At 71.3% G+C, this 12,491-nt stretch carries 12 protein-coding genes; 8 read left to right on the forward strand and 4 right to left on the reverse strand.

Annotated elements, in window-relative coordinates; genetic code table 11:
* Positions 1-11: 11 nt before the first annotated feature.
* Together ACYVP9_RS19470 and ACYVP9_RS19475 are read right to left on the reverse strand one after the other, a co-directional pair.
* On the reverse strand, positions 12-1,028 hold the full coding sequence (locus ACYVP9_RS19470) for an LLM class oxidoreductase (RefSeq protein WP_460606597.1): 1,017 nt from the start codon (positions 1,026-1,028) through the stop codon (positions 12-14).
* Positions 1,029-1,042: 14 nt separating this feature from the next.
* A complete protein-coding gene (locus ACYVP9_RS19475) occupies positions 1,043-2,176 on the reverse strand; it encodes an epoxide hydrolase family protein (RefSeq protein ID WP_460606598.1) in 1,134 nt (377 codons plus the stop codon).
* A gap of 120 nt (positions 2,177-2,296) precedes the next feature.
* Between ACYVP9_RS19475 and ACYVP9_RS19480 the strand changes: the two genes are divergently transcribed.
* A complete protein-coding gene (locus ACYVP9_RS19480; RefSeq protein ID WP_460606623.1) occupies positions 2,297-3,103 on the forward strand; it encodes a sugar phosphate isomerase/epimerase family protein in 807 nt (268 codons plus the stop codon).
* Positions 3,104-4,309: 1,206 nt separating this feature from the next.
* Here the strand turns inward: ACYVP9_RS19480 and ACYVP9_RS19485 are convergent.
* Positions 4,310-4,879 (reverse strand): TetR/AcrR family transcriptional regulator, encoded by a 570-nt coding sequence (locus ACYVP9_RS19485; RefSeq protein ID WP_460606599.1) that lies wholly within the window; start codon positions 4,877-4,879, stop codon positions 4,310-4,312.
* A gap of 103 nt (positions 4,880-4,982) precedes the next feature.
* Here ACYVP9_RS19485 and ACYVP9_RS19490 point away from each other — a divergent pair, with 103 nt between their 5' ends.
* The 7 genes from ACYVP9_RS19490 to ACYVP9_RS19520 all read left to right on the forward strand — a co-directional run bounded on the left by ACYVP9_RS19490 (position 4,983) and on the right by ACYVP9_RS19520 (position 11,896).
* Positions 4,983-5,762, forward strand: coding sequence for a Rossmann-fold NAD(P)-binding domain-containing protein (locus tag ACYVP9_RS19490; protein WP_460606600.1), 780 nt, complete (start codon positions 4,983-4,985; stop codon positions 5,760-5,762).
* 47 nt (positions 5,763-5,809) lie between these two features.
* A complete protein-coding gene (locus ACYVP9_RS19495; RefSeq protein ID WP_460606602.1) occupies positions 5,810-6,739 on the forward strand; it encodes an SDR family oxidoreductase in 930 nt (309 codons plus the stop codon).
* A 96-nt stretch (positions 6,740-6,835) separates the two neighbouring features.
* Complete coding sequence (locus ACYVP9_RS19500) at positions 6,836-7,903, forward strand: carboxylate-amine ligase (protein WP_460606604.1); 1,068 nt, start codon at positions 6,836-6,838, stop codon at positions 7,901-7,903.
* 170 nt (positions 7,904-8,073) lie between these two features.
* Positions 8,074-8,949 (forward strand): peptidoglycan-binding domain-containing protein, encoded by an 876-nt coding sequence (locus ACYVP9_RS19505; RefSeq protein ID WP_460606605.1) that lies wholly within the window; start codon positions 8,074-8,076, stop codon positions 8,947-8,949.
* Between the two features lie 44 nt (positions 8,950-8,993).
* On the forward strand, positions 8,994-9,851 hold the full coding sequence (locus ACYVP9_RS19510) for a peptidase inhibitor family I36 protein (RefSeq protein ID WP_460606607.1): 858 nt from the start codon (positions 8,994-8,996) through the stop codon (positions 9,849-9,851).
* Between the two features lies 1 nt (position 9,852).
* Positions 9,853-10,782: a SpoIID/LytB domain-containing protein gene (locus ACYVP9_RS19515; protein WP_460606608.1), complete on the forward strand. Its 930-nt coding sequence runs from the start codon at positions 9,853-9,855 to the stop codon at positions 10,780-10,782.
* A 130-nt stretch (positions 10,783-10,912) separates the two neighbouring features.
* Positions 10,913-11,896 (forward strand): NBR1-Ig-like domain-containing protein, encoded by a 984-nt coding sequence (locus ACYVP9_RS19520; RefSeq protein ID WP_460606609.1) that lies wholly within the window; start codon positions 10,913-10,915, stop codon positions 11,894-11,896.
* A 4-nt stretch (positions 11,897-11,900) separates the two neighbouring features.
* Here the strand turns inward: ACYVP9_RS19520 and ACYVP9_RS19525 are convergent.
* Positions 11,901-12,491: HNH endonuclease signature motif containing protein (locus tag ACYVP9_RS19525; protein ID WP_460606610.1), on the reverse strand; the 591-nt coding region annotated here is incomplete at its 5' end.

Here is a 12,491-nt window from a genome sequence, read left to right on the forward strand (position 1 = left end):
GGCGGCGCCGATCATGCCGGCGCTGACGTGCGCAGCGCGTCGGCGATCCGCCCGGCCAACTCGTCCTCGTGCGGCAGGGTGAGGGTCACGCGGTCGAGCAGATCGCCGTAGCGCGACGCCACCTTGCCGGCCACCTCGTCCGGCTCCGCCACGACGGCGAAGGTCTCCAGGACGTCGTCATCGATGAGATCGCTCATGTCGTCCCATCGGCCCGCCGTGGACAGCGTGTGCAGCTCTGCGCCGAGATCACCCCAGCCGTGCAGCTCCAGCACCGGCCGGTAGGCGGGCGTCGAACCGTAGAACGCGATCTGCGCCCGGGTCCGCCGGTCTGCCTGCCGCCGGAGCTCGGGAGTCGAACCGGTGACGACCATCGGTGACCCGCACACCGTCAAGGCGCCCTCGGGACGGCCGGCCCGCGCCAGGCCGCGGCCGAGAGCCGGCAGCGTGACCTCGCGCAGGTAACGCTCCGTGGTGAAACCGTGCGGCAACAGCCCGTCGGCCACCTCGCCGGCGACCTCGGTCATCGCCGGGCCGACCGCGGCGAGCAACACGCGGGGAGGGCCGTGGTCATGGGGTTCGGGTACGAACATCGGGGTCATCAGGGTGTGCGTGTAGAAGTCACCGGCGAAGTCGAGTGGCTCGCCGGTGTGCCACGTCCGCCAGATGGCCCGCATCGCCAGGACGTACTCGCGCATGCGCGCAGCAGGGTGCGACCACGGCATACCGAAGCGGCGGGTGACGTGGGCGCGCACCTGGGTGCCCAGCCCCAGCAGCAGCCGTCCGCCGGTGATGGCCTGCAGGTCGTCGGCGACGACGGCGCACGACATCGGGTTGCGCGCGAAGGCGACCGCGACGGAGCTGCCGAGCTCGATGCGTTCGCTCGCGGTCGCCGCCAGGGCGATGCCGACGAGCGGGTCGTGCTTGACCTCGCTGAGCCAGGCACCGTCGTAGCCACGTTCCTCGGCGGCGCGCACCGGCGCCCGCGGGTCGCGCTGGCGATCGGCCGGAACCGTCGTGTCGACCTGCACGTGACCTCTTCTCCTCAACCGCGCACGGACGCGAACGACGTCCGGACGTCGTCGACGAGCAGGTTCGGCTGTTCGAAGGCGGCGAAGTGGCCGCCGCGCGGCATCTCCGTCCACCGCGACACGGCGTAGTGGCGTTCCGCCCACGAACGCTCGGGCACGGCGATGTCCTTCGGAAAGATCGCGCACGCCGTCGGTGTCGCGACGAACTCGGACGGCGGGCGCCCCAACGTCCTGGTCCGCCGACTCTCCGCGTAGAGGCGGGCGGACGAGGCCACGGTGCCGGACAGCCAGTAGATCGACACGGCGGTCAGCAACTCGTCACGATCGAACACCTTGTCGAGGTCGCCGTCGCAGTCGCTCCAGTCGCGGAACTTCTCGACGAGCCAGGCGGCCAGCCCGGCCGGCGAGTCGGTCAGCCCGAACGCCAGTGTCTGCGGACGCGTCGACTGGATGGCCAGGTAGCCGCTGCCGTCGCGCCGGAAGCGTTCGGCGGCCCGCACCCGCTCGTTGTCCGGGTCGACGTCCCTCGGCGGCGGCGCGAGCACCTGGTTGAGGTGGATGGCGGCCACGTGCTCGCGGTCGAGGAGGGCCAGGTGTGTCGCGGCGATGCCACCCCAGTCGCCGCCCTGCGCGACGTAGCGCCCGTAGCCGAGGCCGGCCATCAGCGACGCCTCCGCCCGGGCGACCCGCACGATGTCCCACCCGGGCTCGGTGGTCGGACCGCTCCACCCGTAGCCCGGTAACGACGGGCAGACGACGTGGAACGCGTCCGCCGGATCCCCGCCGTGCCGGCGAGGATCGACGAGCGGGCCGATCACCTTGCTGAACTCGAACGTGGACCCGGGCCAGCCGTGGGTCAGCAGCAGCGGCAGCGCACCGGGTTCCGGCGAGCGGACGTGCAGGTAGTGCAGTCGCTGACCGTCGATGTGCGTCACGTACTGCGGCCAGTGGTTCAGCTGTGCCTCGGCGGCGCGCCAGTCGTACCCGTCGGCCCAGTAGTCGCACAGCGCTCGGAGACGGTCGACGTCAGGCCCCCCGGACAGGTCGTCCCCCGGCAGCTGGTCGGGCCAGCGCGTCGCCCGGAGGCGGCGGCGCAGGTCAGCCAGATCGGCGTCGGGCACCGCGACCTCGAACGGTTCCTGCTTCACGCGTTCGCCTCGTTCTCGACCCGATGGGAAACGTCGGCCTCGGGTCGTGCTATCAGTTGACGTAGATAACTGATTATGGCAAACGGGGTGACGATGCGCGATCGACGTGTCTGCGTGAGCATGCTGTGCCACCCACAGCTGTCGGTCCTGCAGTTCTGCGACGAGGTGGCAGCACACGGCGTGGCCACGGTGAGCGTCACCGCGTCCCGCCTGCTCGAACAGCCCGCTTCCCGTACGCGGCGCGTACTCGACCACCGTGGCCTCTCGGCGGTGGCGGTCACGGGCGGCACCGTCTTCGACCTCGACGACCGGTCCTCGTGGCCGGCCACACGCCGGCGCCTGGATGCGATCGTCGACGCGGCGGCCGAGGTGGGAGCGGCGACGGTCTACATCCTCACCGGCGCCCGTCCGCAGTCGCAGTGGGACGACCCGGTGCCGGTCTTCGGCGACGCCGTCGGCCCCTCGCTGCAGCGCGCGCGGTCGATGGCGGTCGGCATCGCGGTCGAACCGGCAACCTGGCTCTACGCCGACATGACCTTCGCCCACACCCTGACCGACGCCGTCGAGATCGCCGAGGCGGTGGGCACGACGATCTGCGTCGACCTCTTCCACCTCTGGACCGACCTGCACTTCTCCGATTCGATCCGCAGGGCGGCTCCCCACGTGGCGCACGTGCAGTTGGGTGATTACGCGAGCGGGGACCGCGCCCTCCCGAGCAGGGCCGTCCCCGGCGACGGGGTCGTCCCGTTGCGTCGGCTGATCGCCCAGGTTGTGGCCGCCGGTTACACCGGACCCTTCGACCTCGAACTGAACGGACCTCGAATCGACGCCGAGGGGTCGACGGTGGCGACGGCCCGCGGCATCACCTGGCTCGCGGACGCGCTCGCCACCACGACTGCTGCCGAACCGCGGACGGCGGCCAATTGATCGGGTGTGACCGGCCGCGTTCGACGCGGCCACTGGTAAGCACGGCCCGAAAGCGGGAAGAGATAAATGAGATAGCGGATTGGCGCCAGCACGAATCTGATCGAGGAGTTCGTATGTCCGGACTGGACACCAGCCAGAGCATCACCGACGAAGCCAGCCTGCATGCAGAGGAGGCGGGCGTACACAGCAGAAAGGACAGCGAGGCGGACAAGACCGGGGAGGCCCCGCGAACGGGTGGGGGCCGAACTGCCGCGGACGGTCCCGAAAGCGACAGCTGACTGCAGATGGTGCGTTCCTCTGGTTGCCGGCGTTTCACGTCGCCGGGTTCCCACTCCGCCAGAGACGGCCCGAGCGCAACACCATCCGAATTACAGGATGACGGGAGACAACGCGCCGCATCGTGATTGCCGAAGCACGTCGCACTCGTACGATGCATGCACCCCAAGCGGCCATGCCAACCGACGCCCTCGTCAGGCCATCCGAAACTGGCCGGCACGCCGGAACGAAACCCGAACTCAACTTCGGCCGCATTTGCACGGCAGCGCGTAGCCGCGTCGCGAATGCGCCAGGGCCTCAGTGCGACCATCACCGAGCCGTCGGCTCTGCACGTCGTCGCCATCGCGTCGGCACGGGCGCGAACGCGCCTCCGGATGCCGCAGCCGTCTCCGATGACGTCGTCGATGCCCGACGGGTCGAAGCGCGGCAGGCCGCGTCGAGCGGGCGCGACGACAACGTCCGAAATCACCGCAGCCGACACCGCCCGGCGACGCTCGAGGGCCCACTCGGCCCACGCGCTGCGTGAGTCCTCCTCGAGCGACAGCTCGATCGGCGTCGATCGCCGTCTGCAGTCGTGACGACTCCTCCGAGGGTTCTACCTGGATAACGCGGTGCGACGTCTCCAGACGTCACCCCTGGTCGATCCGCGGGGACGTGACCGCAGCTTGCGACCACAGCCCTCCACCTCGCACACGAGAAAGCCCGGCAGCAGATACTTCCGTGCGGTGATGCCGGCGGGACGGGCCCGGGCCGAGTCGCGGATGACCCCGCGCAGTCGCTCGACGGTGTCGCGGAAGTCACCTAGGTGCTGTTTGCGGAACGTGGGCCAGACGATCCAGGACCACACGCCGAAGGCGACCAGGAATCACGCCACCCGCTTGGACGTCGTCACGCCACGAGTACGCGCAGCCGTGCGTGTGCGGTCGACCGTCAGGTGATGCCGCGGAAGAGGTTGTCGACGAGACGGTCGGCGAACGCGGTGTCGAGCGGCTGGTCGGGCAACAGCAGCCGGTGGTAGCACGCGCCCCACAGCTGATCGACGATCGACTCCGCGTCGACGTGATCCGCGAGCTGCCCGTGCCGCCGCGCAGCTTCCAGTCGCTGCACGGCCAGCCGCCGACGGGGCTCGGAGTAGGTGGCGCGGTAGGCCTTCATCAGCTCGTGGTCGTGCTGGGCCTCGGCGATGAGGCCACGGACGACATCGCCCGCGGGTGAGGTGCTGAGCAGCGTGACGAACGCGTGCAGCTGGCTGCGCAGGTCGCGTTCGAGGTCACCCGTATCGGGAAACTCCAGCGCCGATTCCACGGTCGTGAAGTAACCCTCGAGCGCCAACGCACCCTTCGACGGCCACAGCTTGTAGATCGTCACCTTGCTCGCGCCGCTGGCCGCCGCGACGCCCTCGATGGTGAACCCGTTCATGCCCCGCTCGAGCAGCAGCCGGCCGGCGGCGGCGAGCACGTCACACCGGACCTCGTCCGTCGGCCGTCTGCCTCGTCCCACCACTGCCTCCTATTTGCACGCAGCGTACACATGTGTTTATATGTACGTGTCGTACACATAGCGGCATCGAAGCCGCAGCGACCGATCCGAGAGGGGAACCGCCATGACCGACACGCCCGCCGCAGCACCGTCCGAACGCCCTGCCGAGCAGACCGCGTCCGGACGTGTCGCGCTCGTCACCGGCGCATCCGGAGGCATCGGCAGCGCCGTCGTCGAACGGCTCGCCGACGACGGGTTCGCCGTCGCCGTGCACTACGCCGGGAACCGTGAGCGCGCTCAGCGGCTCGCGGACACCGCCACCGCCCGCGGCGCGCGGACGGTCGTCGTCGAGGCCGACGTGGCCGACGAGTCCGACGTGGCCGCCATGTTCGACCGCATCGAGGGCGAGCTCGGCGGTATCGATGTCGTCATCCACACCGCCGGCATCATGCTGCTCTCCCCGCTGGCCGACCTCGACCTGGACGAGCTCGACCGCATGCACCGCACCAACGTCCGCGGCACCTTCGTCGTGGGCCGCGAGGCCGCGCGCCGCGTGCGCAGCGGCGGGGCCGTCGTCAACTTCTCCAGCTCCGTCGTCAGACTCGCCCTGCCGAGCTACGCCGCGTATGCCGCCACGAAGGGCGCGGTCGACGCCATCACCATGATCATGGCGAAGGAGCTGCGCGGACGGGACATCACCGTCAACGCCGTCGCTCCCGGCCCGACCGCCACCCCGTTGTTCCTCGACGGGAAGCCCCAGGAGGCGATCGACCACCTGGCCGCCATGGCCCCGCTCGAGCGGCTCGGCCGCCCGAGCGACATCGCCGAACTGGTCGCCTTTCTCGCCGGCCCCGCCCGGTGGATCAACGGCCAGGTCCTCTACGCCAACGGCGGCGTGGCCTGAGCCCCGGGCCCGAGGCGACGACCGAACCGATCGGAAGGAACAAGCACATGACCACGGGACCCTCCCCGAAGACCGTTCTCATCAGCGGAGCCTCGAGCGGATTCGGCGCGCTCACCGCACGGGAGCTCGCGTCCGCCGGCCACATCGTCTTCGCCGGCATGCGGAACGTCAGCACCCGCAACCGGGCCGCGTCCGACGACGTCGCCGCCTGGGCCGCCGACCATCACGCCGACCTGCGCACGGTCGAGATGGATGTCGTCGACCAGGAATCGGTCGATGCCGCCGTGGCGTCCGTGATCGAACAGACCGGGCGTCTCGACGTCGTCGTCCACAACGCCGGCCACATGGTGCTCGGGCCGGCGGAGGCGTTCACGCCGGAACAGCTCGCCGCCGTCTACGACGTGAACGTGCTGTCCGCGCAGCGCCTCAACCGCGCCGCCCTGCCGCACCTGCGCGCCCGACGCGACGGGCTCGTCGTGTGGATCGGCTCGACCAGCACCCGCGGCGGAACGCCGCCCTACCTCGCGCCGTACTTCGCCGCCAAGGCCGCGATGGACGCGCTGGCCGTCAGTTACGCGGCAGAACTCGCACGCTTCGGCGTCGACACCACCATCGTCGTTCCCGGCTCGTTCACCGTGGGCACGAACCACTTCGCGCACGCCGGTCACGCCCAGGACGGCGACGTGGCCGCCGCGTACGAGGCCGAGTACGCGGGTCTCATGGATCAGGTCGGCCGGCGTCTCGCCGCACTCGCCCCCGCCGACCAGGATCCGACCGAGGTCGCCCGCGCCGTCGCCCGCGCCGTCGACACCCCGAAGGGCCGTCGACCCTTCCGCGTGCACATCGATCCCGCGGACGACGGGGCCGAGGTCGTCAACGCCGTCGGGGACCGCATCCGCGACGAGTTCTACCGGCGCATCGGTCTCGAGGACCTGCTCCGACCCGCGGTCGACGAGGTGGGTCGACCCGCTCACTGACGCCGGATCCCGGGTATCCGTGGGCGTTTCCGTCACCGCCGGTCACCCACCGCGCAGCGCGGGTACGAACCCTCGCAGGCGACGGGAGGGATGGACGTGAGGGCTGTACCCACGGTCGGGGTCGAGGAGGAGTTCTTCCTCGCCCGTAGCGGCTCGGCCGAGCTGGTGGACGCGGGCGCGTCCGTCGCCGACGACGCGGCCCGCCGCGACCCGGACGGGCAGTACGACCCCGAGTTCAAGCGCTCGCAGGTCGAGCTCGCGACCAAGCCGGCTGCCACCCTCGGCGAGCTCGCCGACGACCTGGCGGGACTGCGCCGCACGCTCGTCGAGGACGCCGCCCGCCGGGGCGCGCGGCTCGTCGCGTCGGGGACCTGGCCGGGCGCGGCGTCCGACCGCACGACCCCGGTCGAACGCTACGAGAGCATGCGCGACCGCTTCGCGCAGGTGGCGCGGGTGCAGCTGACGAGCGCGATGCACGTCCACGTCGAGGTCCCGGACGACACGGCCGGCGTCGCGGTCGTCGACCGCATCGCGCCGTGGCTGCCGCTGCTCACGGCGCTCGCGGCGAACTCGCCCTGGTACGACGGTCGCGACACGGGTTACGCGTCGTACCGCCGCGTGCTGTGGAACCAGTGGCCGTCCGCCGGACCGACGGCGGCGTTCGGCGACGCGGCGACCTACCACCGCACGGCCGGCGCGCTCGTCGCGTCCGGTGCCGCCCACGACGCCGCGATGATCTATTTCGACGCGCGGCTCTCGGAGCGCTACCCGACGGTCGAGCTCCGCGTCTTCGACGTGCTGCCGGACGCGTCGCACGCCGCCGCGCTGGCCGGCATCGCCCGCGGGCTGGTCACGCCCGCGCTCGACGACGACCTGCCGACCGTCACCACCCGCATCGAGCTGCTGCAGGGTGCGACGTGGCGCGCGTCGCGGTACGGCATGGCCGACCTGCTCGCCGACCCCACCGGGGAACCGGGCGCGCTGGTGGAGGCGTGGCAGCTCGCCGACCGGGCCACCGAACTCGTCCGTCCGACCCTCTCCCCCGACGAGCGCCGGACGGTCGCGAGCGCGCTCGCCGACCTGCGCCGCACCGGCACCTGGGACGGTCGCCAGCGTGCCGCCGACGATCCCGCCGGGGCCGTCGCCACCGCGTCCGTGCACTGACGGACGGCGTCAGGACGGCCGCCCGGACGGTCTGACAACACCCCCGGACGCCCGTTTCGCGGGGTTCTGCCCGTAAGGGGAGAACTGCCCCTTTCGCACACCCAGCTCCCAGGTCCACAGTGGGCCCGCACCGGACACAGGTCCGGACCACTGCGGACCCAGGAGGCACCATGGGCGACCGTCACCGTCCGTCCCGGCGCGCGACCGCTGTCGTGCTCACCGGGATCGCCGCGCTCGCGGCCGGCATCGTCACGACCTCCGCCGCGGCCGCGCCGGGCACCGCCGTGGCGCAGACGCTGCCGGCCGTCGACATGGAGGCGACCGTCAAGGCAGCCCAGATCGACCCGCGCCGCGCCGACGACACCCTGACGCCGGGCGCGAAGGCGAGCGTCCTGCTGGTCGAGCAGGCATTGCGGGCCCGGGGCCTGCTGGACGCGCAGTGGGTCGACGGCTACTTCGGCACCACGACCGTCGCCGCGTACGCCAAGTACCAGGCCTCGCTCGGCTACACCGGTCTCGCCGCGAACGGGCTGCCGGGGCGGGCCTCGCTCACGAAGCTCGGCACCGGCCGCTTCACCGTCACCCACGTCCTGTCGCCCGGGACGAAGGTCAGTGGCGGCAACGGGACGACGATCGACACCCGCACCCGCGACATGCTCGCCGCCGCCGAGGCCAGGCTGGGTCGCGACCTCGTGCTCGACCAGGGTTCGTACAACCCGGGCGGCGACCCGACCTCCGCCGGGACACACGACGGTGGCGGCGTCGTCGACGTGAACGTCGACGGGATGAGCGCGACGACGAAGACCAAGGTCGTGCGGGCGTTGCGGGTCGTCGGCTTCGCCGCGTGGTCCCGGACGCCCAGCCAGGGCGACTGGCCCTTCCACATCCACGCCGTCGCGATCAGCGACACCGACCTGTCGTCGCAGGCCCAACACCAGGTGGGCGACTACTACCTCGGCCTCAACGGCCTCGCGAACAAGGCGCCCGACGACGGTCCGCCCGTCTCACCGATCCGCACCTGGGAGGAGTACCAGCGCTCCCCCTGACCGCTCGACCGACCGCACCGTTCCCAACCCCGAAGGAGACAGTGATGCGCACCATCAGCAAGGTCCTCGGCGTCGCCGCGACGACGCTCACGCTCGCCGCCCCCGCGCTCGTGCTGAGCGCCCAGCCCGCCGCCGCGGCCGGCCGCGACGGCACCTGCAACGACGGCGAGTTCTGCTACTACTTCAACTCCGACAACGCCGGCTCGATCTCGGACTTCACGGCGTCGATCGGCGACTACGGCACCACCCAGCCGAGCTGCTACGACTTCAAGGGCGACGGCAACGGCAAGGGCCAGTGCATCAAGAACAACGCCGCCTCGGTCTGGAACCGCACCGGCAAGTCGGTGACGGTGTACTTCAACAGCAACTACGGCGGCGCCTCGCAGACGTTCGCGGCGGGAGCGAAGGCCAACCTGAACTCGACGCTGAAGAACAACAACGCGTCCCACCGGATCGGCGCGGCCAGCACCGCGGGTTGCTCGACCTCGGGCCTCGGCGATCCGCGCACGTGCGCGGGCGCGGTCTCCTGGGCCAACAGCCACCTCGGCAGCACCTCGCTCGGCACCGGAACCTGCGACCACGTCGTCGCCCTCGCCTACGGCTGGTCGAACAGCGGGTCGCACGACGCGTACCTGCACTGGACCCAGGTGCCCGCCTCGTACAAGCACGGCGGTGACCGGACGGTGCCCGCGGGTGGACTGGCGTTCTTCTCCGGCGGTTCGCAGGGCTACGGCCACGTGATGCTCTCGCTCGGCAACGGCAGCTTCGCCTCGACGGACGTCGGCACGGACGGGCGTTACCAGGCCGGTCGCTACGGCAGGACGACGATCGCCACGATCGAGTCCAGCTTCGGAGAGCACTACCTCGGGTGGACGCAGCCGTGGTTCAAGGTGAACCACTGACATGACCGCACGATCGGGCGTCATGGCCGTCCTCACGACGCTCGCCCTGCTCGTGGCCGGCGCGGCGGTTCTCGCCGCGCCGGCCGCGGCCGCGAGCCGTGACGGCCACTGCGACAGCGGCGAGTTCTGCTACTTCTTCAACAGCGACGAGCAGGGATCGATCTCCGACTTCGTCGGCTCGTTGGACGACTACGGCGCGACGCAGCCGACGTGCTACGAATTCAAGGGCGCCGGCAACGGCAAGGGCCTGTGCGTCAAGAACAACGCCGCGTCGGTGTGGAACCGCACCGGCAAGACCGTCCGGGTCTACTTCAACAGCAACTTCGCCGGTCACAGCCAGGACTTCGCCGCCGGCGCCAAGGGCAATCTGGACGCAACGCTGAAGAACAACAACGCGTCGCACCAGCTGCTGGGCTCCGGGGGCGGGTGCTCCAGCGACGGCAACGACACCACCCTGCCCAGCTCGATCCTCGTCTACCGCGCCGGCTCCGGGGCCATCGACCGGGTCGCGTTCAAGACCTACGTGAAGAACGTGCTGCCGAACGAGTGGAAGGCGAGTTGGGACGCCGACGCACTGAAGGCCGGCGCCATGGCCGTCAAGAGCTTCGGCTGGTACTGGGCGTTGCACTCCGACCGCAAGACGTCGGACGGACGGTGCTTCGACGTGTACGACGACACCCGCAGCCAGGTCTACAAGCCTGGCTCGGCGGTCACGTCCACCAGCAACGCGGTCGACGCGACCTGGGGCACCCGGCTGGCGCGCAGCGGGCACGTCCTGCAGGCGCACTACTGCGCGACCACGACCGCCTGCGGCAGCAGCTACGTCGACGGCGACTGGATGTCGCAGTACGGCTCGCAGGACCGCGCCGAGGAGGGCAAGGGTTGGCAGACGATCCTGCGGTACTACTACGACGGGATCACGCTCGACTGAACATCCGGTGACGTCCCGTCCGGGGCCGTCCGCCGCGTCCTGCGGCGGGCGGTCCCGACGTGCGAAAGGGACGAATCGGGCGCTAGCCTAGCGTTCGCGGGACAGCGACGACGCGAACAGGAGCGGCGAGGTGACCGACTGCGGACCCTCCGGGCGGGCAGCGGCGATCGAGCGGTTCGCCGCGACCCTGCGGGAGCTGCGGGCCGCCGCCGGCACCCCGTCGTTCCGGGAGATGTCGGGACGGTCGCGCGCGATCTCCCACACCACGCTGCACGAGGCGGCGCAGGGCAACCGGTTGCCCAGCTGGCCGACGACCGTCGAGTTCGTGAAGGCCTGCGGGGCCGACCCCGCCGACTACCGCGCCGCGTGGCAGGAGGCCAACCGGGCCGTGCGGACGGACGGCGCCACCGACGGCACCACCGCCCGCACCGCCGGCGGTGACCCGGTCGGACCCGACGAGGTCACGGCGACGGTGGCTTCGACGGTGGCTTCGACGGTGGCTTCGGTGGAGCCCGAGCCGGCGCACTGGGACGAGCTGTCGGCGCCCCGTCGAGGACGCCGGCCGCGCTCCCGATCGGTGCAGGTGCTCGCAGGCGTCGGCATCGCCGCGGCGGCAGCCGCGGCGACGGTCGCGATCGTGGCGGCGTCCCGCGACGACGGCAGGACGGCGGCCGCTCCGCCGAGCGGCTCCCGTGCGCTCGGCCTGGCGTCCGCCGGGTGCCCGGTGATGCGGACGAACCCGCCGTCGGCGCCGCCGGCCAATGCCGGAGACCGCGGCCAACTCGTCGCCGACCTGACCCTGCCCGACTGCAGCACGGTCGGCACCGACCGCACCGTGCGCAAGGTGTGGCGGTTGAAGAACGTCGGCACGCGGGTCTGGAACCGGTACGAACTGCGACGCCTCGACCTGCCGCAACGCGGCGACCAGTGCCAGACCATCACCGACGTGCGCGTGCCCCGCACCCTCCCGGGCCGATTCGCCGAGGTGCAGGTCGAAGTGACCACCCCGCCCGAGCCGACGTTCTGCTACGTGCGCTTCAAGATGATCGACGACCGCGGCCACATCGCCTTCCCCGGAAGCCGTCCGCTCAACTTCCAGGTGTTCGTGCGCTGAGCGCTCAGCTCAGCCTGACGAGGACGGGTCCGAACCGGACGTCGGGCGGGTGATGCGCGTCGTTGCGCACAGGCCGCCGGCGCGGGTCGAGCAGGCGGGGTGGCATCCATTCGGGTCGGCCGTCGGAGCTCATGCGGACGTGCCAGTCGCCGGTGTCGAGCAGTTGGTGGTGGTAGGTGCAGACGAGGCACATGTTGTCGATGTCGGTGCGGCCGCCGTCCTCCCAGCGGACGATGTGGTGGGCCTGGGTCCAGGCCAGCGGGCGGGTGCAGCCGGGAAAGCAGCAACCGGCCCCGTCGCGGGCGGCCATGGCCTTGCGTTGGGTGCCGGTGGCGTTGCGGCGTACCCGGCCGTAGGCGAGGACAGTTCCTCGCCCGGGGCGGCGGGGGAGCAGGCGCGCGAGGAAGCGGCGGATGGCCTCGAACAGCGCGGCCTCGTCGAGTCCAGCGGCAGCGGCTGAATGGGTGCCGCACCCGGGTGCGGGTGACGTGAAGTCGGGGACCATGGCCGCGACCGGATCGACCACCGGCTCGTCGGGACGCGCCTCGAGCTTGCCCGTGACGTCCATCGGCGCGTCGTCCACCGGCTCGTCCAC

The organism is Jatrophihabitans fulvus (assembly GCF_054781375.1).